The sequence below is a fragment of the Streptomyces sp. NPDC057428 genome, from assembly GCF_042803195.1.
In the GTDB taxonomy this organism is placed as follows: Bacteria; Actinomycetota; Actinomycetes; order Streptomycetales; family Streptomycetaceae; genus Streptomyces.
On sequence record NZ_JBHVCT010000021.1, the window covers coordinates 1 to 19,876 of the forward strand.

A 19,876-nucleotide genomic window follows, 5' to 3' on the forward strand; every position below is an offset into this window, starting at 1 on the left:
CGCTCCGCGATCTCCGCCGCCCGCCACCGCTTCCTCGCCCATGTCGCCGACCACGCCCACCTGCCCGAACTCGTCACCCTCGCCGAGACCGTCGAACAGTGGTGGGACGGCATCGAGACCTACCTGACCACCGGCATCACCAACGCCGCCTCCGAAGGCAACAACCGCCTCATCAAGCTCGAAGCACGTAACGCCTTTGGCTTCCGCAACCGCACCAACCAGCGACTCCGGTCACGCTGTGCGACTACACGGCGGAGCCGACGAGAGCCGCACCCCCACTAACTTCGAAGACCCGGATTGACATAGGTGCGGCCCTCGGTCGCCTTGACGAAGACGAAATCCACGTCGTCGGTGCCGAAGTCGGTCTGATAGGCACTGACGTCGACCCCGTGCAGCACGGACGCCACCTCCAAGTGGGGGACACTAATTCCGCTTGTCTCGTTCCATACGTGCCCGCTCGCGGAGCCGCCATCCGCCGCACCGCTGCAGAACCGATTCAGCGGGCACGGAATAGTGTCCGGTCACTCCGGGTTGGTGAACCGGCGAGACCCTTTCACCTCACGCACTCGGCATCGGAAGGTCGGAATCATGAAGATCGGCATCATCGGGGCGGGCAACATCGGTGGCAATCTGACACGGCGGCTCACCGCGCTGGGTCACGACGTCTCCGTCGCCAACTCCCGCGGGCCAAAGACGCTCGAGGCGCTCGCCGAGGAGACGGGCGCCACGGCGGTCCGGTCCACCGAAGCGGCGCGCGATGCGGACATCGTGGTGGTGACCGTTCCGCTCAAGTCGGTCCCGGGCCTGCCCTCGGGCATCCTCGACGGAGCGGCGGACGGCGCGGTGTTCATCGACACGGGCAACTACTACCCGCAGCAGCGCGACGGTCGGATCGCCGCGATCGAGGACGGCCTGACGGAGAGCCGGTGGACCGAGCAGCAGCTCGGCCGTCCGGTGATCAAGGCGTTCAACGGGACGTACGCACAGGACATCCTCGACAATGCCGTCCCCCACGGCACTCCCGGCCGGCAGGCCCTTCCGGTCTCCGGTGACGACCCGGCGGCCAAGCAGGTGGTCCGTGACCTGATCGACCAACTCGGTTTCGACACCGTGGACGCGGGCGGCCTGGACGAGTCCTGGCGTCAGCAGCCCGGCACCCCCGTGTACGGCAACCGGGGTGACGTCGAGGCCATCGCCAAGGCGCTGGCGGACGCGTCTCCCGAGCGCACCGCCGAGTGGCGCGCCTGACTCCTCACCGCCGTCGGCGGACAGGGTGCCCGCACCCGGGGAGTCGCGGGTGCGAGCACTCACGCGGTCGCCCGCACCCGCGTACCGGACGCCGCCGGCAGGGCCGGTGACCGCCCACCGGTCGCGGCGTGAACGGTGCGGGGCCCGGCCCTCCCGGGCCGGACGGCCTCACCCCCTGCGGAGGGAGACCGTCCATGAACGAGCTGACCGCGAACACCGCTCGGCCCGTGCCCGCCGGGCCGTAGCCGGGCGGCGAGGACAGGCCGTACTCCTCCATGACCGGGCGGTACGCGTCGAGCAGCGTGCTGCGGTACTCAAGCGGCGCACCGTCGGGATTGGTCCTGCCGTCGGGCCCGGCCGCCACACGGTGCGGCGAGGCGTGGTTGACGCGCACCGACACGACGGTACGGCGCAGGTCGTACGGCCCGCCGGTGAGCACGATCTCCTCGGGAGGCCGCCGCAGGGCGGCCGCGCCGAGCTCGGGCACGGCGCCGTGGTCGAAGGAGAGGATGAAGTACGACCTCGGCTTCACGCCCCCGTTCTCGTTGTCGCTGAGTGCGGATTCGTCGAACGCCATGGGCTCCTCGGGTGCGGTGTCATGGACACTGTTGCGCGTAGGTGACACTGTCCAACGAACCAGCACCGTAAGGCGTTCGCAGATGATCCGTCCGGCTGCCTTCGGGGAGCACCGGACGAGGACGGGAGTGTCCCCCGTGCCCCGCACCATGTCCGTGTCTGACAGCATCCTGATCCGGGCGGAGCCCTCCGCCGTGTACGAACAACTCAGCGACCCCACCGCGATGGGCCGCTGGAGTCCCGAGAACAGGGGCGCGCGAGTGCTCGGTGAGCAGCGCGGTTCGTATGTCGGAATGGTCTTCGAAGGACGGAACAAGCGCGGTTCCTTCCGGTGGACGACCCGGTGCACGGTCACCGCCGCCGACCCCGGCCGGCGGTTCGCCTTCCGCGTGCATGCGATCGGGGCACGCCGCCCGCGGCTCCGGGCGCCCATCGCCCTGTGGGAGTACCACTTCGAACCGGTCGGCGGTTCCACCCGGGTCACGGAGACGTGGACGGACAACCGGCGCTCCTGGCCCGACTTCCTCGCCAACGCGTTCGACCGGTTCGCGACACGGGGCCACACGTTCACCGAGTTCCAGCGCGGGAACATCCTTACCACGCTGGAGCGGCTCAAGGCGGCGCTCGAGAAGGACACCAGGCTTGCCGCGGAGGGCCGGCACGGTGAGTGAGACATGGGTCGTTCCTGAGCTGGATGTGCGTCTCTTCGACGCGGACCGCTGGGCGCCGTACACCGAGCGCTGCCGGTCGGCGGGCCTGAGGCTGACGACGTTCGCGGAACTCGGCGACAGCGCCGAGAACCGTCGTCCGCTCTACGAGCTCAACAGCAACTGCGCCGCGGTCCGATGTGGCAGCCATGGGGTGCGCCGGGAACACCGGGGCGCTGGAGTCGCTGTCGCCATGAAGGTCCACGGCATGGGCTTCGCCGGGCTGTGCGGGGTGCACCGCGTACGCACGATGCATCACGCCGCCAACACGAAGGCCATCACCATGAACCGGATGCTCGGCTGCGCCGACGCCGACCGGCAGGAGTCCGAGGACTGATCCCGGCGTTCGTGCCCTCTCAGGACCTGCCCGAGGCCCAGTGCGGGGGCCGGGTCAGAGAGGGCGGCAGCCGGGTTGCTCCGTTCCCCCTCGCCGCGTTCAGCTGGATCTGGGTGAGAAAGAGGGTGCCCGTCAGATCCGCGTCGGAAAGGTCGGCGTCACGGAAGTCGGCACCGATGACGTCCGCGCGGCGCAGGTCGGCTCCTCGCAGGTCAGCGGCGATGAGACAGGCGCCGCGGAGTTCAGCTCCTCGCAGATCCGCGTCCCTGAGCCGTGCGCCGATGAGGTCCGGGCCAAGCCGACGCCGCCTCTCGTTGCGGGGCGCGCCGGCACGTTCGAGTCCGCCGGCCCGTGCCAGCAGGGGCGCGACGACGGCCCGGTGCGCCGAGACGTCGAACTCCGCGAGTTCCTTAACACCTGGAACATCTGCTGCCCGGCATCCGGAGCCGAGCGCCAGTCCCGGCCTGCGTACGTGTCCTGCGAGACCTTCTGGCCGGCACCGAAGCAGTCGTACACGGTGCACCCGGAGAAGCCCCCGGGCCGCAGCCGTGCGTGGATGCCGCAACGGAAGTCGTCCGCCAGATTGGGGCAGGGGGTGCCCGCGTCCTTGTCGATCGCGAAGTCCGAGGACGCGGTCAGCGTGAGGGCCACGCAGCACAGACCGAAGCAGTTGGCGCAGTCGCCACGCAGAGTCGCCCTGCGGGTTGGGGGCGCGGTGGGCGGTTCGGTCTCGGGCACGAGTCCGGTTCCTCCGGTGGTGCGGTGACACCCGGGCTCGGAGTTCGCTCGGGCGTGCGTGATCGGGGCTCAGGGGAACAGGTTACCGACACGCCTACCTCTCCGGGTTCCCGGCCACGAGCCGGTAGAAGAGACGTCGGCTGCCCTCGAGCCGCAGAAAGTCCAGAGGAATACGACGGTGGAACGCCAGGACCAGCTCATCGGAGAGCCGATCGCACCAGGAGCGGCCCTCGGCGGTGTGGTGGCGCGGCTGCGACCGCGGTGCGGAAGGCGGTCGACCTCTCGTCGATCAGCCGCAGCAGGCCGGGAAAGCCCGGAGTGTTCTGCGTTCCGGATGTCTGTCCTCGCGCTCCGGCGGCCGGACAGCGACTTTCGTGGTCGACGCGGCGGGTGCGTGGAGCGGGACGTGTACGTCCCCGGACGGTGCGATGCACAACCGGCGGTGGGTCACTGTCAGTGGGCGGGGGCACACTTGGCCGCAGAAGTCGTCATCGGCGGGAGGACAGGACATGGGCGAGGCGGAGGAACGGGGTTTCGCGCCCGCGACCGGCGACGGCCGGCCGGCGGCGGCGGATCTTCGGGGCACGCGCGCCGCGGAGGTCCGGACGGCGTACGAGGGGATGCTCCAGATCAGGCGTCTGACGCGCGGCGAATGCGCGGACCCCGAAGCCGCTCCAGCGCCTTGGGAGCTCCACCGGCCGTTGCGGGCCGTGGCGTTGGCACTGGAAGCGGCAGGAATACCCCCGTCCGAGGTCGGACCGTCCGGGGAGCGGACGGCGACGGGCTATCGCGTGTGCGAGAGTGACCGGCCCGGCACGGTGCGGGTGGAGTGGGTCGGACCTCCGGGGGGCGGAGCGGCTCACGACGAGGAGGAGGCACTGGCCGGCTGTGTCGTCGTGCTGCGGCGGCTCGGCTGGACCGCCCTGCTCTACCGAGGACCGGGCCGCCGGCGCTTCCTCGAAGTCGAACCGCCGTCCGTCGCTCGCTCGTGAGCAGCTCGTCCGTACGCCGGACTTCCGTTGTCAGACCCATGGGCGATGCTTGACGGTCCGACACCTCTGACCGGGAGATGCTGAGATGCACGAAACAGAATTGGCCGCTGCCCGGGCCTACGTCCGCTTACTGGCCGCCACCCGCGCCGCGCTCGCCGAGCCAGCCGACGGTCCTCTGTACATGCCGCTGCTCACCTCGCCGATGCAGGAGGCGGACGAGGCCCTGAACAGCGCCGGTCTCATGGGGAACGAGGACAGGTTCTTCGCTCTCGTACGGAAGCTCCAGCCGAGCCTGTCCGGTTCGGATCGCTGACCGGTCCCCATGCGACCGCCCCGCTCCCGGACGGGAGCGGGGCCGGGGATTGTGGCCGTGCGCGCCTCTACCGGCCGCTGTACATGAGGGAGCCGGGCGTGGTGAGCAGTTCGCCGGTCTCCAGCCAGGTCTTCAGGCCGGAGAGGATCATCGGCCAGCCGCCGTACAGTTCGTCGTTGGCGCCCTCGCGCAGCTCGTCATGGGTGACCGTGAGACGGCAGGAGTCACCGACGGGCTCGATCTCCCAGGTGATGCGAGTGGGGCCCTCGTTCCTCACGTCGTCGCTCCAGAGCGCGACCATGCTCTGGACGAGCCTGTGCGGCGGGTCGACCTCCAGGTTCCGCCCCTCTCCGAGCGGGCCGGGGGCACCGGGTGCTCCCATCTCGAAGCTCGACCCCTCGGCCCAGTCCGAGGTGATCCGGGCACCGAAGTTGTACTTGCTCCTGATCTCGGGATCGGTGATCGCCTCCCAGAGGCGTTCGGGCGTGGTGCGGATGTAGATCTCGAAGACCTTCTCCATGGGATTCTCCAGTCGACTCTTGAGATCGCTGAGCCCGGCGGCCCAGGGCTCCGCGTACTTGCTCACCCACCGGTCGTGGACGAGCCGGATGGGCACCGGGTTCAGGAAGTGGAGCTTCTCCCTGCCCCGCCTTCGCGTGACGACCAGACCCGCCGCCTCCAGCAGCTTGAGGTGCTTCATCACGGCGAATCGCGTGATCTCGAAGCGAGCCTCCAGCGCACTCAGTGTCTGCCCGTCCTCACGGAAGAGCTCGTCGAGCAGCCCGCGCCGCGTGGGATCCGCCAGAGCTTTGAACACTGCGTCCATGCGTTCAAAAATATGTGACCTTCTAGTCACCTGTCAATCCGGGCGAGTCTTCGAGGCGTTCGGATCATCCGTGGTGAATTGATTCAAATCAGCCAGAAACTTGCTCAGCAGCTTGACTAGCAGCGAGGCCCAAACCTAGCGTACGTTGCGGATGAAACGATTCACATTCCGATCCTGACCGGACTCTGATTACGAGGTGTTCATGTCTGATGTGTCGGCCGTCAAGGCAGCTCTGAAGTCTCAGGTCATCGAGACGCCGTCCTGGGGTTACGGCAACTCCGGTACGCGCTTCAAGGTCTTCGCCCAGCCCGGAGTCCCCCGCGACCCGTTCGAGAAACTGGCGGACGCGGCGCAGGTGCATACGTACACCGGGGTGGCGCCGAAGGTCTCGCTGCACATTCCGTGGGACAGGGTCGAGGACTACGCGGCGCTGACGCGATACGCCGACGGGCTCGGGCTGCGCATCGGCGCGATCAACTCCAACGTCTTCCAGGACGACGACTTCAAGCTGGGTTCCGTCACACATCCTGACCCGAAGATCCGTCGCAAGGCGACGGACCATCTGCTCGAGTGCGTGGACATCATGGACGGCACCAACTACCCCGGCCAGGACGACATCGTGGGCCGCCAGAACCGGCTGGCCGAGGCGCTGGCCGAGGTCTACGCCCGCCTCGGCGACGACCAGAGGATGCTGCTGGAGTACAAGCTCTTCGAACCCGCCTTCTACACCACGGACGTCCCGGACTGGGGCACCTCGTACGCGCACTGTCTGAAGCTGGGACCGAAGGCACAGGTGGTCGTGGACACCGGACACCACGCGCCCGGCACCAACATCGAGTTCATCGTGGCCTTCCTCCTGCGGGAGGGAAAACTCGGCGCCTTCGACTTCAACTCCGCTTCTACGCCGACGACGACCTCATGGCCCGGGGCTGCGGACCCCTTCCAGCTGTTCCGGATCATGCACGAGGTGGTCAAGAACGGCGGCCTCCGGCCCGAGACAGACGTCAACTTCATGCTCGACCAGTGCCACAACATCGAGGCCAAGATCCCCGCCGTCATCCGCTCGGTGACCAACGTGCAGGAAGCGACCGCGAAGGCGCTGCTGATCGATGCCGAGGCGCTGGCCGCGGCGCAGCGATCCGGTGACGTGCTCGCGTCCAACGGCGTACTGATGGATGCCTTCAACACGGACGTGCGTCCGCTGCTCGCCGAGGTGCGCGAGGAACTCGGCCTGGCGCGGGACCCGTTCGCGGCCTACCTCGCTTCCGGCAACCAGGAGCGCATCGCCGTCGACCGTGTCGGCGGCCAACAGGCCGGCTGGGGCGCCTGAGTCCCGTCCCCTGCCTTTCCGCACCCGCCGCCCGTCCCGTCTTCCCGAAGGAACCCTCATGACGTCCGCGACGCACGCCGAGGTCGCCGCGCTCCTGGAGCGCGCCCACCGGATCGGCTCCGATCCACGCAACACCAACTACGCCGGTGGCAATGCCTCGGCCAAGGCGACGGAGACCGACCCCGTCACCGGTGGCGAGGCCGAACTCCTCTGGGTCAAGGGATCGGGCGGCGACCTCGGGACGCTGACCGAGGCCGGTCTCGCCGTGCTCCGGCTCGACCGCGTGCGCGCGCTCAAGGCCGTCTACCCAATGCGGTCTTCGCGCTGACGGGCGGGGAACTCACCCACACCACCGGCCTCCACGTTCCCGTCGACGCCGGTGTGGCGGCGGCGTTCCTGCGCTGAACCGGTGTCACCATGCCGCGCCTCGCCCACCGGCCGACCGCTCAGTGGGAGGCGGCCAGGACGATCCTGCTGATGCCCGACCTGCTGGTGTACTGGCTGACCGGAACGGTGGGTGCGGAGGTGACCAACGCGTCGACGACCGGTCTGTTCGACGCCCGGACCGGCACGTGGTCGGACGCGCTGATCCGGCGACTCGGTCTGGACCGGTCACTGTTCCCACCGCTGCGCGAGCCGGGCGACAGTGCGGGCACCCTGCTGCCCCACGTCGCGGAACTCGCCGGGCTCCCCCTCGGTACACCGGTGACCACGGTCGCGTCGCACGACACGGCATCGGCGGTTGCCGCGGTCCCCGCCGCCGAGCCGGGGTTCGCCTACGTGTCGTGCGGTACCTGGTCGTTGGCGGGTCTGGAACTGGACGCGCCGGTACTGACCGAGGCGTCGAGGGCGGCGAACTTCACCAACGAGCGCGGGATCGACGGCACGGTTCGCTATCTCCGCAACATCATGGGCATGTGGCTGCTCGAGGAGTGCCGCCGCACGTGGGAACGCGACGGTGCGAGGGCATCACTGTCCGCTCTCCTCGCCGACGCGGCACGAGCCCGGCCGTTCGCCGCGGTGATCGACCCCGACGACCCGGTGTTCCTCGCACCGGGTGACATGTCCTCCCGGATCGACGCCGCTCTCACCCGGACCGGACAGGGGCTGCCGGACGGCCCGGGCGGATACGTGCGATGCGTGCTGGAGAGTCTGGCGCTGGCGCACCGCAGGACGCTGCGTGAGGCCGCGCGGCTGGCAGGGCGGGACCTGACCCGCATCCATCTGGTCGGGGGCGGCTCGCGCAACGCGCTGCTGTGCCAGTGGACGGCCGACGCCACCGGACTCCCGGTCACCGCGGGTCCGGCCGAGGCCACGGCGCTCGGCAACGTGCTGCTCCAGGCACGGACGCACGGCCTGGTGGGCGGCCCGGCGGACATGCGGCGGCTGGTGGCCCGCACCCAGGAACTGCGCCACTACGTGCCACAGGGGGACGTCGCGGCGTGGGACAGGGCGGCCGACCGGCTGGCGGTGCGCGTCTGAGCCGGCCGGCCGGCGGTACGCGTGACCAGCCCTCAGCGGGGCGCGTCGGCCGGCGCGACCCCGACCGGGCTCCCTGCCCACCGCACGGTCCGCGGTACCGGTGCGACGCGCACACGGCCGGCCGGGTCAGGGGGCCGACAGACCGAGTTCCTCATCGCCGAGCGACTCGAAGTACCCGGCAACGTCGTCCTCAGCGATGTCACCGAGGGCGGCGGGGCTCCACCGCGGATCGCGGTCCTTGTCGACGATCCGGGCCCGGACGCCCTCCACGAGATCGGATCCTGCGAACGCCCGGCAGGAGACGCGGAACTCCTGGTCGAGAGCGGCTTCGAGGCTGTTCAGGTGCTTGACGCGTCGTACGGCGGCCAGGGTCACCTTGAGCGCCGTGGGTGACACGGTGTGCAGGGTGGCGGCGGCCTCCTTGGCGGCGGGCAGTCCGCTGTCCGTCAGCTGGTCGATGATCTCCTCCACGGTGCCCGCGGAGTAGCAGTCGTCGATCCACTCGCGCTGGGATGCCAGCTCCCCTTCCGGGGCTTCGGCTGCGTACCGCTGTACCGCGTCGGTCACCTCGGCGGACGAGGTGCACCGCGACAGCGCCTCCATGAGGCCGGAGAGGCTGTGCGACGGGACGAAGTGGTCCGCCAGCCCGCAGAGGACGGCGTCGGCGGCGCCGACGGCGTGCCCGGTGAGCGCGAGGTGGGTGCCAAGCTCCCCGGGAGCCCGCGCCAGCAGGTAGGTGCCTCCTACATCGGGGACGAAACCGATCCCGGTCTCGGGCATGGCGACGCGTGAGCGCTCGGTGACGACGCGTACGTCTCCGTGGGCCGAGACCCCGACGCCTCCGCCCATCACGATCCCGTCCATGAGGGCGACGTACGGCTTCGGGAACCGGGCGATCCGGGCATTGAGCCGGTACTCGTCCCGCCAGAAGTCCACGGAGGCGCGACGGCCCGCTCGCGCGTCCTCGTAGATCGACCGGATGTCGCCGCCGGCGCAGAGACCGCGGTCGCCGGAGCCCGTGACGACGACGGCGGTGACGGCTTCGTCACCGGCCGCACCGACGAGCGCCTCGTCGATGTGGCGCACCATGGTGTGGGTGAGCGCGTTCAGTGCGCGGGGTCGATTGAGGGTGATGTGCAGAACGCGGCCCTCGGTGTGCAGCAGGACGGGCTCGTCGTCGTTCATGTGTGCGCTCCGGTCAGCCGTGGACGATCTCTGCGTGCCATTCTGCGACGCGCGCCGCGGGGCCCACGCGCCGGGTCTCCGGCGAACCCGCTGTGGCACTCACGCACCACGGGCTCGACAATTGACATCTACGGGCCGCGACGTCCGGCAGCCCTGCCGGACAACCTCCGGAGCGCGCATGACCGACTCTTCACGGCGAGAAGACGACTCCACGTCGCGGCTCCGGTTCGACGGGCGCCATGCCGGCGAGACGGGGACCGAGGAGCGTCTCGCCCTGAACCGAACGGGCAGCTTCGAATGGGATCTGGACAACCGGACCCTGGACATCGACGACGCCGGTCTTCTGGTCTTCGGCATGGACCCCTCGACCTTCGACGCGCGGCCTTCGACCGTGATCGACCGGCTGGACGCGACGGAACGCGCCCGTCTCGACGTCGCCATCGAGGAGGCCATCGCCAGCGGCAGCAGTTCCTACAGCATCCACTTCCAGGTGCCGCTGGAGGACGGGACCCTCCAGTGGACGCATGTGCAGGCACGGATCCTGCGGGACGAGAACGGCCGGGCCCACCGCATCATCGGTGTGGTTCGCGATGCGACAGCGGAGATCGCCCATTCCGCCTTCGTGCTGGATCTCGAAAAACGGCGCAGACGCCAGACCAACATCGTCGAGAACACCACGACCGCGCTGTCACGCGCTGTCACGGTGGACGACGTCACCGCCGCGCTGACCGGCCCGGGCGGCCTGGTCGGGATCGGGGCGGACGGGCTGGCGCTGGGCCTGGTGGACAACTCGGTGCTCAACATCATCGCGCTGAGCGGAGACTCGGTCGAGGTCCTGGAGGGGCTGGGCTCGGGGCAGCTCGACGCCACGCTCCCTCTGGGCGACACGATTCTCAGCGGACGCCCCCGGTTCATCACCTCGCTCGCCTCGCTGATCCAGCGCTACCCGGTACTCAAGCCGCACATCGGTGAACTGAACTTCCGCGCCGCGGCGTACCTCCCCCTGGTCGCCCAGGCCCGCCCGCTGGGCGGCCTCGCACTCTTCTACCGCGATCGCACGGTGTTCAGCCAGGACGAACGCATCCTCTGCCTGGGCCTGGCCGCCATCGTCGCCCAGTCACTGCAGCGGGCCATCCTCTTCGACGAGGAACGTGAATTCGCCACCGGGCTCCAGTCGGCCATGCTCCCGCGGCGCATCCAGGAGATCGATGGCGGTGAGATCGCGGTCCGGTACCACGCGGCGTGGAGCGGACGTGAGGTCGGAGGCGACTGGTACGACGTGATCACCCTCCCCAGGAACCGGTACGGCGTCGTGGTGGGCGACGTCCAGGGGCACGACACGCACGCCGCCGCGATCATGGGCCAGCTGCGCATCGCGCTGCGTGCGTACGCAGCCGAGGGACATCCTCCGGCGACCGTCCTGGCCAGAGCCTCGCGCTTCCTCTCCGAACTGGACACCGACAGGTTCGCGACCTGTACCTACGCCCAGGTTGATCTCGCGACCGGGGCGGTGCGCGTGGCACGTGCCGGGCACTTCGGGCCGCTGATCAGACACACGGACGGGCGGGTCGGGGTTCCCCAGGTACGCGGGGGCCTGCCGTTGGGTATCTCCTCGGAGTTCTGGGACGAGGAGTTCCCCGAGACCCGCCTGGACCTGGTGCCGGGCGAGACCTTCGTCCTGTACACGGACGGGCTCGTGGAGGAACCAGGTGCCGATGTGGATTCGGGGGTCGCGGCGCTGATCCGCGAGGTGAGCGAGGGGCCCGATGGCGCCGAGGCTCTCGCCGATCATCTGTCGGACCGGCTGTGGGAACGCTGGGGCTCGGGGGACGACGTGGCTCTGCTGGTCCTGAGACGCAGCCCCGACCTGGGTTCCCCACGTGCTCCGCGACTGCACCAGTACATCCATCAGGCGGATCCCGAGGGGCTCTCGGAGGCCCGGTCCATCGTGCGCCAGGCGCTGGCGGACTGGGACCTCGCCGCACTGGCGGACGACGCGGTGCTGGTCACCGGGGAGTTGCTGGTCAACGTGCTGCTCCACACGGAGGGCGGGGCGGTGCTCACGCTGGAGGTTCTGCCCGAGCCGGTGCGGCGCATCAGGTTGTCGGTCCAGGACCGATCGAGCGTCTGGCCGCGGCGCCGCGCGCCCGGGGAGACCTCGACCTCCGGACGTGGTCTGCTGCTCCTCGACGCGGTGTCCGAACGCTGGGGCATAGAACCACGCGGAGAGGGCAAGGCCGTCTGGTGCGAGATCGGTCAGCAACCCGGACTCTGAGAATCCCCAGCCCCCCTTCGGCGGAACGCGACGGGGGCGCACCGCATCGGGATCGATGCGGTGCGCCCCCGTCCGGTCCTTGGCGTACGACCGCAATGGGACCAAGTGCCTGGAGTACGTCAGTGCTGCGCGGTACGGCGCTTGCGGACGGACCACAGGATGCCACCGCCGGCGAGCAGGACCGCGAGAGCGGCTCCACCGATGACGGGCGTGGCGGACGACGAACCGGTCTCGGCCAGGTCCGGAGCGGTGCTGCTGGACTCGGCCGGGGCGGGCGCGGCCTCAGTGGCGGTCTCGCTCGGCGTGGCGCTCGGCTCGGGCGCCTCGGAAGCCGGCGGCTCGGTGGCCGGCGGCTCGGTGGCCGGCGGCTCCGCGGGCGCGGCCTCGGTCGGCGACGCCGACGGGGTGCTGCTGCCCTCACATACGGGGGCCTGCTTCGTCTCCTCGATCGAGTACCGGTCACTGTCACCGGCCTTGACGACCAGGCGGACCGTCAGTTCCTTGTCGTGCTCAGGAAGCGGCAGCGGCTTGTCGGTGCTGAAACTCCGGCCGAACTTGGTCGTCTCGAGCAGCTCCTTACCGTCCACCACGGAAACGGTCACCTCGTTGGTGACCTTGTCCGAGTAGGCAGTCAGGTTGAGCGTCACCTCGGAGCAGGTCACGGCCCAGGTGGGGGTGTGAGCTGCGGCCGGTGCGGCGGACATGACCCCGCCTGCCAGGCCGACAACCGCGGCGGCCGCGAACGCTGCCGCGCCCCGCCACGATCTCCTGGGTATGGTCATGGATTCTTCCTCCATATGAGTTCATCGCTGATTAGCGATGGGGCGCACAGTACTGCCCCTCACGACCATGTGCGCACCCGCCCCATGCGTCACCGACTACTCAACGGCACCCACATCAACGCGACTTACGACATCCCGGACAGGGAGGAATCCGGACGATGCCCTCCGAACGGCACGACGAAACGTGCGGGCGGCTCGCACGGCGCACCCGAGCGCGAGCGGAAGCCGAACCGGTCCACGGGGGTCTGTCACGGTTCGGGTGGCGGTTCGTCACCTTTCGGCATGAATCCCGTATCAGAAGCGAACCCCGGCGTGACCCGAAGATGGCTTGAAGCCACTGTGGTGACCTGTCAGGCGAAGGCCCTGGAGCGGCCTCACAGCGCCTTGTGCATGATGTGGAGTCCCACGTAGCCCTCCGCGGGATGGTTGAAGCCTTCCGGGAGGGTCCCGATGACCTCGAAACCGAGGGAGCGGTACAGCCGCACCGCGTGGACGTTCGTCTCCACCACGGCGTTGAACTGCATCGCCCGGTAGCCCGCCGCCCGCGCCCAGTCCACGGTGTACGCGCAGAGGGCACGGCCCACGCCCCTGCCGGAGTGCTCGGGGGCGACCATGTAACTGGCGCTGGCGATGTGAGAGCCGTTGCCCATGTGGTTCCGGTTCATCTTGGCCGTACCGAGCACTGTCCCGGCGTCGTCGACCGCGACGACCGTACGGGACGGATCCGACAGGAGCCACCAGCCCTTCGCCTCGTCCTTGGCCTGGTCCTTCGCCAACTCGATGGGGAAGGTGAACGTCTCGCCCGCGGCGACGATGTCGCGGAAGAACGGCCAGATGGCGGGCCAGTCTTCGCCGGTGGCTACCCTGATCAACATGCGAGCCAAGATGCCTGCCCGGACGCCCGCGCGCAATCCGTTTTAGTGATCTTTACCGTGCAGCGCTCCCCACCCGACCCGGGCTAGGAATCCTCTTCCGCGGCCAGGGCGCGAGTGGGACGGTCGAGTGGCCCTCGCGGCGGCGAGGCGCTTGTCGGCTCCCGGTCGACCGGATTCCCGTCCCACCCCGGCGACGTACGGCGCGTCGACGTACGGGCTGCTCGCGGGGCCCGAGTCTGCGCCGGCTTCCAGCCGCGGGGCGCTGCGGCGGCCCGGGAGCGGGGGCTGGCTGTTCGGCTCCGGGAGCAGGTCGCGGCCCGGACGCGGGGCCGGCCGGATGTCCCGCGCCCGGTCGAGTTCCAACGCCAGATTGACCCGGTGCCAGAGAATTTCGTCCGGCTCGTCGGCAAGACTCAGTCTCGCCATGACTTCCCTGCCGGACACGGATCCGGGCCGCCCGAAAGCCGGTGCGTGCCGCATACGGGCGAGATGGGCACGCTCGTAGGGGTCGTCCACCACCTCCTCGAGCTGCACCGGGTCCAGGGCCGAGGCCTCCAGCCCGGCACGCATCCAGGGGTCCTGGGTCTGCTTCAGCAGCCTGTCGATCCTGCGGGTCCGCCAGTTGCGCGCCCGCCGGTCCGCGCCCGCCTCCAGCATGGTCCGCATCCCCGCCGGGGTCCTGCCCGAGAGGAGTCCGGGTTCCTGCGCCACGAACGCCAGGAGTTCTTCGACGAGATAGACCCAGACGACCGCGCGGTAGCGGTTCAGGTAGAACGCCACCGGCGAGACGCACCCGATACGGGCCAGCCCGGTGAAGCGGGCCTGGGTGACACCGAGCAGCGCCGCACCTTCCGCCGTGCCCGCCGTCCGCACCTTTTCCCGCAGCGCTGCGGGAAATCCCGGCCGCGCGCGCAAGCGCTCCATCTCCTGCACGCCGATCCGCGGGCGCCCGCCTCCGGTGGCCGGCCCCGCGGCGATCAGTCCCAGATGGACAGCGAGGTCGAATTCGCCTCGCTTCAGGCCTAGTTCCTGAGCTGCGCGTGCCCCCGATGTCCACATCGACGGCTCACCGTCCGCGGCGTGGGCGCGAGCTTCTTCCGTAACGGTCATGGCCGTCCTCCCCCTTGAGGTCGAATACTCTGCGTGACCACGCTAGCCGGGGGAGGCGAATCGCGCGCGGGCCTGTGGACAACTTCTGACCGCTCGAAGAACTCACAGTTCAGAGGCGGTTCGCGCTCTCTGCCTCCTGTCGTACCGTCACACCGAGGTGTTCCCCCACCCGGTTGACCATCAACGTCATCTCGTAGGCGACCTGACCGACGTCAGCCTCGGCCGCACTCAGCACGCACAGGCAGCTCCCGTCCCCCGCCGCCGTCACGAAGAGCATCGCCTCATCGAACTCCACCATGGTCTGGAGTGCTCGTCCCGCTCCGAAGTGACGCCCCGAGCCCCTGGCCAGGCTCTGCAGACCGGACGAGACCGCAGCCAGGTGCTCCGCGTCCTCGCGGGCAAGGCTGGTGCTGGCCCCGGTCACGAGCCCGTCGTTCGACAGCACGAGGGCGTGCTCTATGTGCTCCACCCGGCTGGTGAGCTCGTCCAGAAGCCAGTCAAGTCCCCGGTCCAGCGCCATGTGCTCGTCCTCCCCGTTCATCCGGTCCCCGCGTCCTGCGCAAGCCTCGCGCACGCCTTCCTCGCGGGCAAGCGCCCCTCCACCCCGGAGGTGCGGCTTCGCGCCATGCCCCGGGCCCCTTCCTCGGCGGGCGCACGGCGAACCACACCGGTCCGGTTGCGCGTGCCCGGTACCGGCGTCACTCCGCGCCGGATCCCTGGCTGACCGATTCCAGCAGCCGGGCCGTATGCACCCGGCCTGCGTACTCGACCATGCGGATCAGGACCTCCTTGCCCGAGGCGCGGTCCCGGGCGTCGCACAGGACCACCGGGGTGCCCCGGTCGAGATCGAGCGCACGCGAGACGTCCTCCTCACCGTAGGTCCGGGCTCCCGTGAAGCAGTTGACGGCGACGACGAAGGGGATGCGCCGGTGCTCGAAGTAGTCGACGGCCGGGAAGCAGTCCTCAAGGCGCCGGGTGTCGGCCAGGACGACGGCCCCGAGGGCACCCTGCGACAACTCGTCCCAGAGGAACCAGAACCTGTCCTGCCCGGGAGTGCCGAACAGGTACACGGACAGACCGGACCGGATGGTGATCCGGCCGAAGTCCATGGCGACGGTTGTGGTGGTCTTCCGGTCGACCCCACCTGTGTCGTCGACGGACTGTCCGGCCTCACTCAGGATCTCCTCGGTCCGCAGGGGCCGGATCTCGCTGACGGCCCCGACCAGGGTTGTCTTGCCGACTCCGAATCCGCCGGCGACCAATATCTTGAGGGCGAGGGCTGTGGAGTCCCCGGTTTCGTCCTCAAGCGTGCTGTCCACGTGCTCCGAGGCCATCGATCACTTCTCTCGCGAGTGCCGTCAGTAAGGGCGACAGCATGACGTCCGGAAGCTGTCGCCGATGAAGGTGAGCGGATTTTGACTTATCTGTCCGAGCCGCTTCGTCCCCTGTCCGAACCGGGTTGCATCTCGTCCGGTGTACGCGGCGCGAACGACTACAACGGGGCGCTCAGAGCGCCCTGAGACCGTCGATCACCTCACGCAGAATGCGCTCGTCGGGCAACTGTGCCGGGGGCACCGGCCTGCTGACCCGCACACAGCCGGCTTCCAGCAGGTCGCCGAGCAGCACGCGCACCACACCCACGGGGAGGTCGGCCTCGGCGGAGAGTTCGGCAACCGACTGGGTCTCCTCGTGGCACAGCGCGAGCAGGGCCATGTGCTCGGGGCCGAGGAGCGACTCACTCCGACGTGGGCCCGCACCATCGGCCACCACGAGGGCTATCAGGTCGAAACGCACCCCGCTGGGGCCCGGCTCGGTCCTTCCGCCGGTTACCGCGTAAGGGCGTACCAGAGGGCCCGCCTCGGCGTCGTACCACTGGCTGCCCGCGCTCGTACCGGAGTCCCCGGAGGGCGGGGCCGCCGACGAAGTGCCGGACCAGCCGCCGGGCGGGGCGGCCGTCGGGGTGCCGAAAGCTCCGCCCCGCAGAGCTCCGAGACCGTCGCCGGGCAGCGCCCCGTAGTCGCCGCCCGGCCCGGCCCCGGCCTCTTCGATACGCATCCGGCCCGCCCTCAGCCCGTGGCCGGCGGGCCGACCGGCCTCGCCGGGCTGGCGAGGTGCTCGCCCACCCGCTTCACCAGGCGGGCCATCTCGTACGCCACCAGGCCGATGTCGGCGAACGCGGTGCCGAGGACTGTGAGACACGAGCCGTCCCCTGCTGCCACGACGAACAGGAAACCCTCGTCCATCTCGACCATGGTCTGGCGGACGCCGCCGGCACGGAAGTGCCGGCCGGCTCCCTTCGCGAGGCTGTGGAAACCCGATGCTACGGCCGCCAGATGTTCCGCGTCCTCACGGCTCAGAGCCTGGGACGCCCCGACCGCCAGACCGTCGCTCGACAGCACGACGGCGTGCCGGATCTCCGCGATCCGTGCGACGAGGTCGTCCAGCAGCCAGTCGAGTTCGCCGGAGCGGCGCGAGGACCCTCCGGGCCTCTCGTTCACGATCATGTCTCGTCTCCTTCGGTGTACTGCCGGAACGGGGACACGGGCCTGTCGGCCGTGGGGCCCCGGCGGTTCTTCCCGGGTGCGCTCCCGCCGCCGCGGAGCCATCCGTCGCGGTAAGCGGTCATGCGGTCGCGGGCCTGCTCGGGGCTTCGTCCGGCCACCGGCGCGGTCCCGTTCGGCTCGGCCCCCGGCTGCTCGCGCAGTTGGGGTACGAGGCTGGCCTGCCGCACGCGCCGCGGCAGGTCGCCGTCCTCTTCGGCGGAGCGGTTACGCCTGTGCAGGGTGGTGACCGGAGCCGGACCGGGCCGCGGCCCGGACGGCGCCCGTGGTTCGAGGGCCCGTACGGCGACGGGGGCCGGGAAGGCGGAAGGCTCCGTAAGAGGCCGGTGAGGAGCCGAAACCCTGCGTCCCACGTCGTCCCTCGCCACCGTCGTCCTCTCCTCCACGGCATCCGCAGGACCTGTGGCAGAGCCCTGCAGAAGTCCGCTCTGGAGCAGCGCGGTCGGCAGCAGCACCACGGCGGTCGTGCCCCCGTACGCGGACGGTCGCAGCTGGACCTTGATGCGGTGACGGGCGGAGAGCCTGCTGACCACGAAGAGACCGAGCCGGTCGCTGTCGAAGAGATCCATCGTCTCGGACTGCTCGATGCGCCTGTTCGCCTCGTCGAGCAGTTCGTCCCCCATGCCGAGTCCTCGGTCCTCGATCTCCAGGGCGTATCCGTTGCCGACGGGTTCCCCGCTGATCCGGACCTTGGTGTGGGGCGGGGAGAACTGGGCGGCGTTCTCGACCAGTTCAGCGAGCAGATGGGTGAGGTCGGCCACCGCCGCACCCTTCACGCCGGCCGCCGGCAGCGACCGTACCTCCACGCGGGCGTAGTCCTCGATCTCCGACACTGCCGCGCGCACGACGTTGGTCAGGGGCACGGGAATGCGCCAGGCACGCCCGGGTGCGGCCCCGGACAGGATGATCAGGCTCTCGGCGTGCCGTCTCATACGGGTGGTCAGGTGATCGAGACGGAACAGGTCACCGAGCTCGCCCGGGTCCTCCGCCCGGCGCTCCATACCGTCGAGGAGGGCGAGTTGACGGTGGACGAGGACCTGACTGCGGCGGGCCAGGTTGACGAACACCCCCGAGATCCCGCTGGCCAGCTCCGCACGCTCCACCGCAGCGTCGAGGGCGGCACGGTGCACGGTGTTCAGGGCCTCGCCCACCTGCCCGATCTCGTCGTGCGACGAGCGGCCGCGGGGAGCCTCGGCCCGCATGTCGATATCCTCGCCTGCACGCAGGCGCCGCATGGCCTGGGGCAGCTTCCGCCGGGCGATCTCAAGAGCGCCGTCCCTCAGACCGACGAGCTCAACGACGAGTGCGCGGCCGATCCGCACGGAGATGACGAGTGAGGCGACGACGGCGAGAAATCCCAGGAGCACGGCGGCCCCTGCCGGGCTGGACAACGCGCGCGTGAAGGAGCCGGCCCGGTCGGCGGCACGGTCACCCGCCTCGGTGTCGATGGCGCGCATGCCCTTGCGCACGACGGCCGTGTCCCGCTCCCAGGTGACGGACACCGCCTTCGCCGCGCGACGGCCGGGTGGGGCGTCCAGCACGGCGTCCTCGGCCGCTGTGATCCGCTGGTAGGCATCCTGCTCGGAGAGCTTCTGCCAGGCCGTGCGGCCGGCGACGGGCAGGTCGGCAGCGGCCGCCGCGGCCAGAGTCCGGCGCGTCGCCACCGCACCGGTGAAGAGGCGCAGTTGCTCACCGCTGAGCGTGCCGGTCAGCGCGGCCTGCGCCAGCAGGGCTTCCTCGCGGGCGAACATCTCTCCACTGCGCGCGAGTTCCAGAAGGACGCGGGTCTGCGATCCGAGTTCGGCGTCCTGGACCCCGGTGAGGGCACCGGCGACACCGAAGCCCGCGGCGATGGTCTCGGTGTACGGCGTGAAGGCGTCCGCAGCCCGGGACTCCTTGGGTCCGACGGGATGCATGAGGCGGTCGCGCACTGCGGTCAGCCGCTGGGCACGGTCCAGGAACGCGGTGAGCCGCGCGGCGGCTCCGGAGGGCAGCACACCGGCATCGGCGACGGTGTGACCGTCACCCAGACTCAGCGCTCCCAGAGCGTCGTCCGTACGCTCGGCGCGCTGCGTGAGCGCCGCCGCATGCCCTGTACCGGGGGCAGCCAACTGCCGCAGCGCCGCTGTCCGTTCCTCCTGCAGGGCGCCGACGACCGCGGAGACCGGGGCGCGCACGGTGCTGTCCATGCGCTGGATCTCGCGGGTCCGTGCCAGGTCCTGTGCGGTGGTGACGGTGGCGAATCCCCAGAGAGCGAGGAGAGACACGACAGGAACCATGAGCAAGGAGATGATCTTGGCCCGCACCGTCCGGGGACGCAGCGAAACGCGTCCCCTCCCGGGCTCGGTGGACGTAGGCGCCCAGGCCGCATGCTCCGGGAGCTCGTCCGCGGGCTGACCGGCGTGTGCGCGCCTTCCGCGCGGCGGTGTCGCGGGCCGACCGGTGCCCGGACCTGGCTCCGGGTTCGTCGGGCGGGGTGTGCGCATGGCCTCCTCGTTCCGGGTGGAGAGGTCTGGGGCCCGGTCGCCTCGTGCGACCG

The 19,876-nt window shown here is 70.1% G+C and carries 18 protein-coding genes and 5 pseudogenes; 10 read left to right on the forward strand and 13 right to left on the reverse strand.

The genetic code is table 11. From position 1 onward, the window contains the following. Positions 1-282 (forward strand): transposase (locus ACFU5K_RS11190; RefSeq protein WP_384059157.1); only part of this gene is annotated, 282 nt, incomplete at its 5' end. Positions 283-287: 5 nt separating this feature from the next. Here the strand turns inward: ACFU5K_RS11190 and ACFU5K_RS11195 are convergent. After that, positions 288-398 (reverse strand): annotated as a pseudogene (locus tag ACFU5K_RS11195) (muramidase); the annotation flags it as partial. A gap of 136 nt (positions 399-534) precedes the next feature. Between ACFU5K_RS11195 and ACFU5K_RS11200 the strand changes: the two are divergent. Continuing rightward, complete coding sequence (locus ACFU5K_RS11200; RefSeq protein WP_384059160.1) at positions 535-1,248, forward strand: NADPH-dependent F420 reductase; 714 nt, start codon at positions 535-537, stop codon at positions 1,246-1,248. A gap of 343 nt (positions 1,249-1,591) precedes the next feature. On the opposite strand, the pseudogene ACFU5K_RS11205 reads toward ACFU5K_RS11200, so the two are convergent. Further along, positions 1,592-1,825: pseudogene (locus ACFU5K_RS11205) on the reverse strand (radical SAM protein); the annotation flags it as partial. Between the two features lie 136 nt (positions 1,826-1,961). On the opposite strand from ACFU5K_RS11205, the gene ACFU5K_RS11210 reads away from it, so the two are divergent. Together ACFU5K_RS11210 and ACFU5K_RS11215 are read left to right on the forward strand one after the other, a co-directional pair. Next, entirely contained in the window at positions 1,962-2,495 is a 534-nt protein-coding gene (locus ACFU5K_RS11210; protein ID WP_384059163.1) for an SRPBCC family protein, read from the forward strand. Beyond that, positions 2,488-2,868: a hypothetical protein gene (locus ACFU5K_RS11215; protein ID WP_384059166.1), complete on the forward strand. Its 381-nt coding sequence runs from the start codon at positions 2,488-2,490 to the stop codon at positions 2,866-2,868. The genes ACFU5K_RS11210 and ACFU5K_RS11215 overlap by 8 nt, the downstream gene beginning before the upstream one ends. 19 nt (positions 2,869-2,887) lie before the next feature. On the opposite strand, the pseudogene ACFU5K_RS11220 reads toward ACFU5K_RS11215, so the two are convergent. Then, positions 2,888-3,547 (reverse strand): annotated as a pseudogene (locus ACFU5K_RS11220) (pentapeptide repeat-containing protein); the annotation flags it as partial. Between the two features lie 568 nt (positions 3,548-4,115). On the opposite strand from ACFU5K_RS11220, the gene ACFU5K_RS11225 reads away from it, so the two are divergent. After that, positions 4,116-4,598: a hypothetical protein gene (locus ACFU5K_RS11225; RefSeq protein WP_384059168.1), complete on the forward strand. Its 483-nt coding sequence runs from the start codon at positions 4,116-4,118 to the stop codon at positions 4,596-4,598. An 85-nt stretch (positions 4,599-4,683) separates the two neighbouring features. After that, the gene (locus ACFU5K_RS11230; protein ID WP_384059171.1) at positions 4,684-4,911 is read left to right on the forward strand and encodes a hypothetical protein; all 228 of its coding nucleotides are present in this window, start codon (positions 4,684-4,686) and stop codon (positions 4,909-4,911) included. A 67-nt stretch (positions 4,912-4,978) separates the two neighbouring features. On the opposite strand, the gene ACFU5K_RS11235 is transcribed toward ACFU5K_RS11230, so the two are convergent. Continuing rightward, positions 4,979-5,737: an ArsR/SmtB family transcription factor gene (locus ACFU5K_RS11235; protein ID WP_384059174.1), complete on the reverse strand. Its 759-nt coding sequence runs from the start codon at positions 5,735-5,737 to the stop codon at positions 4,979-4,981. Between the two features lie 202 nt (positions 5,738-5,939). On the opposite strand from ACFU5K_RS11235, the gene rhaI reads away from it, so the two are divergent. The 3 genes and pseudogenes from rhaI to ACFU5K_RS11250 form a co-directional block, all read left to right on the forward strand. Next, positions 5,940-7,067 carry an L-rhamnose isomerase gene (gene rhaI, locus ACFU5K_RS11240; protein ID WP_384059176.1) on the forward strand — a complete coding sequence of 376 codons (1,128 nt, stop codon included), beginning with the start codon at positions 5,940-5,942 and terminating at the stop codon, positions 7,065-7,067. 58 nt (positions 7,068-7,125) lie between these two features. After that, positions 7,126-7,377 (forward strand): annotated as a pseudogene (locus tag ACFU5K_RS11245) (bifunctional rhamnulose-1-phosphate aldolase/short-chain dehydrogenase); the annotation flags it as partial. 119 nt (positions 7,378-7,496) lie between these two features. Further along, positions 7,497-8,549, forward strand: a pseudogene (locus tag ACFU5K_RS11250) (rhamnulokinase family protein); the annotation flags it as partial. A 126-nt stretch (positions 8,550-8,675) separates the two neighbouring features. Here the strand turns inward: ACFU5K_RS11250 and ACFU5K_RS11255 are convergent. Beyond that, the gene (locus ACFU5K_RS11255; protein ID WP_384059178.1) at positions 8,676-9,734 is read right to left on the reverse strand and encodes an enoyl-CoA hydratase/isomerase family protein; all 1,059 of its coding nucleotides are present in this window, start codon (positions 9,732-9,734) and stop codon (positions 8,676-8,678) included. Between the two features lie 178 nt (positions 9,735-9,912). Here ACFU5K_RS11255 and ACFU5K_RS11260 point away from each other — a divergent pair, with 178 nt between their 5' ends. After that, positions 9,913-12,009: a SpoIIE family protein phosphatase gene (locus ACFU5K_RS11260; RefSeq protein ID WP_384059181.1), complete on the forward strand. Its 2,097-nt coding sequence runs from the start codon at positions 9,913-9,915 to the stop codon at positions 12,007-12,009. 119 nt (positions 12,010-12,128) lie between these two features. Here ACFU5K_RS11260 and ACFU5K_RS11265 read toward each other — a convergent pair whose 3' ends face one another. The 8 genes from ACFU5K_RS11265 to ACFU5K_RS11300 all read right to left on the reverse strand — a co-directional run bounded on the left by ACFU5K_RS11265 (position 12,129) and on the right by ACFU5K_RS11300 (position 19,823). Continuing rightward, positions 12,129-12,791 (reverse strand): LAETG motif-containing sortase-dependent surface protein, encoded by a 663-nt coding sequence (locus ACFU5K_RS11265; protein WP_384059183.1) that lies wholly within the window; start codon positions 12,789-12,791, stop codon positions 12,129-12,131. A gap of 374 nt (positions 12,792-13,165) precedes the next feature. Then, positions 13,166-13,666 (reverse strand): GNAT family N-acetyltransferase, encoded by a 501-nt coding sequence (locus tag ACFU5K_RS11270; protein WP_384059187.1) that lies wholly within the window; start codon positions 13,664-13,666, stop codon positions 13,166-13,168. A 42-nt stretch (positions 13,667-13,708) separates the two neighbouring features. Further along, entirely contained in the window at positions 13,709-14,776 is a 1,068-nt protein-coding gene (locus tag ACFU5K_RS11275) for a DUF6397 family protein (protein ID WP_384059190.1), read from the reverse strand. Positions 14,777-14,885: 109 nt separating this feature from the next. After that, positions 14,886-15,296, reverse strand: a complete 411-nt coding sequence (locus ACFU5K_RS11280; protein ID WP_384059352.1) for a roadblock/LC7 domain-containing protein — start codon at positions 15,294-15,296, stop codon at positions 14,886-14,888. Between the two features lie 178 nt (positions 15,297-15,474). Beyond that, positions 15,475-16,110 carry an ATP/GTP-binding protein gene (locus ACFU5K_RS11285; protein ID WP_384059192.1) on the reverse strand — a complete coding sequence of 212 codons (636 nt, stop codon included), beginning with the start codon at positions 16,108-16,110 and terminating at the stop codon, positions 15,475-15,477. 172 nt (positions 16,111-16,282) lie between these two features. After that, positions 16,283-16,783, reverse strand: coding sequence for a DUF742 domain-containing protein (locus tag ACFU5K_RS11290; protein WP_384059355.1), 501 nt, complete (start codon positions 16,781-16,783; stop codon positions 16,283-16,285). 59 nt (positions 16,784-16,842) lie between these two features. Continuing rightward, a complete protein-coding gene (locus ACFU5K_RS11295; RefSeq protein WP_384059195.1) occupies positions 16,843-17,280 on the reverse strand; it encodes a roadblock/LC7 domain-containing protein in 438 nt (145 codons plus the stop codon). After that, positions 17,277-19,823, reverse strand: coding sequence for a nitrate- and nitrite sensing domain-containing protein (locus ACFU5K_RS11300; protein ID WP_384059198.1), 2,547 nt, complete (start codon positions 19,821-19,823; stop codon positions 17,277-17,279). Before ACFU5K_RS11300 ends, ACFU5K_RS11295 begins: the two co-directional genes overlap by 4 nt. Positions 19,824-19,876 lie beyond the last annotated feature (53 nt).

Bases quoted from the DNA above. Each gene is read 5' to 3' on its own strand.
- ACFU5K_RS11280 (WP_384059352.1), bottom strand. From the start codon at position 15,296: ATGGCGCTGGACCGGGGACTTGACTGGCTTCTGGACGAGCTCACCAGC.
- ACFU5K_RS11270 (WP_384059187.1), bottom strand. From the start codon at position 13,666: ATGTTGATCAGGGTAGCCACCGGCGAAGACTGGCCCGCCATCTGGCCG.
- ACFU5K_RS11275 (WP_384059190.1), bottom strand. From the start codon at position 14,776: ATGACCGTTACGGAAGAAGCTCGCGCCCACGCCGCGGACGGTGAGCCG.
- ACFU5K_RS11235 (WP_384059174.1), bottom strand. From the start codon at position 5,737: ATGGACGCAGTGTTCAAAGCTCTGGCGGATCCCACGCGGCGCGGGCTG.
- ACFU5K_RS11265 (WP_384059183.1), bottom strand. From the start codon at position 12,791: ATGACCATACCCAGGAGATCGTGGCGGGGCGCGGCAGCGTTCGCGGCC.
- ACFU5K_RS11260 (WP_384059181.1), top strand. From the start codon at position 9,913: ATGACCGACTCTTCACGGCGAGAAGACGACTCCACGTCGCGGCTCCGG.
- rhaI (WP_384059176.1), top strand. From the start codon at position 5,940: ATGTCTGATGTGTCGGCCGTCAAGGCAGCTCTGAAGTCTCAGGTCATC.
- ACFU5K_RS11225 (WP_384059168.1), top strand. From the start codon at position 4,116: ATGGGCGAGGCGGAGGAACGGGGTTTCGCGCCCGCGACCGGCGACGGC.
- ACFU5K_RS11230 (WP_384059171.1), top strand. From the start codon at position 4,684: ATGCACGAAACAGAATTGGCCGCTGCCCGGGCCTACGTCCGCTTACTG.
- ACFU5K_RS11300 (WP_384059198.1), bottom strand. From the start codon at position 19,823: ATGCGCACACCCCGCCCGACGAACCCGGAGCCAGGTCCGGGCACCGGT.
- ACFU5K_RS11295 (WP_384059195.1), bottom strand. From the start codon at position 17,280: ATGATCGTGAACGAGAGGCCCGGAGGGTCCTCGCGCCGCTCCGGCGAA.
- ACFU5K_RS11255 (WP_384059178.1), bottom strand. From the start codon at position 9,734: ATGAACGACGACGAGCCCGTCCTGCTGCACACCGAGGGCCGCGTTCTG.
- ACFU5K_RS11285 (WP_384059192.1), bottom strand. From the start codon at position 16,110: ATGGCCTCGGAGCACGTGGACAGCACGCTTGAGGACGAAACCGGGGAC.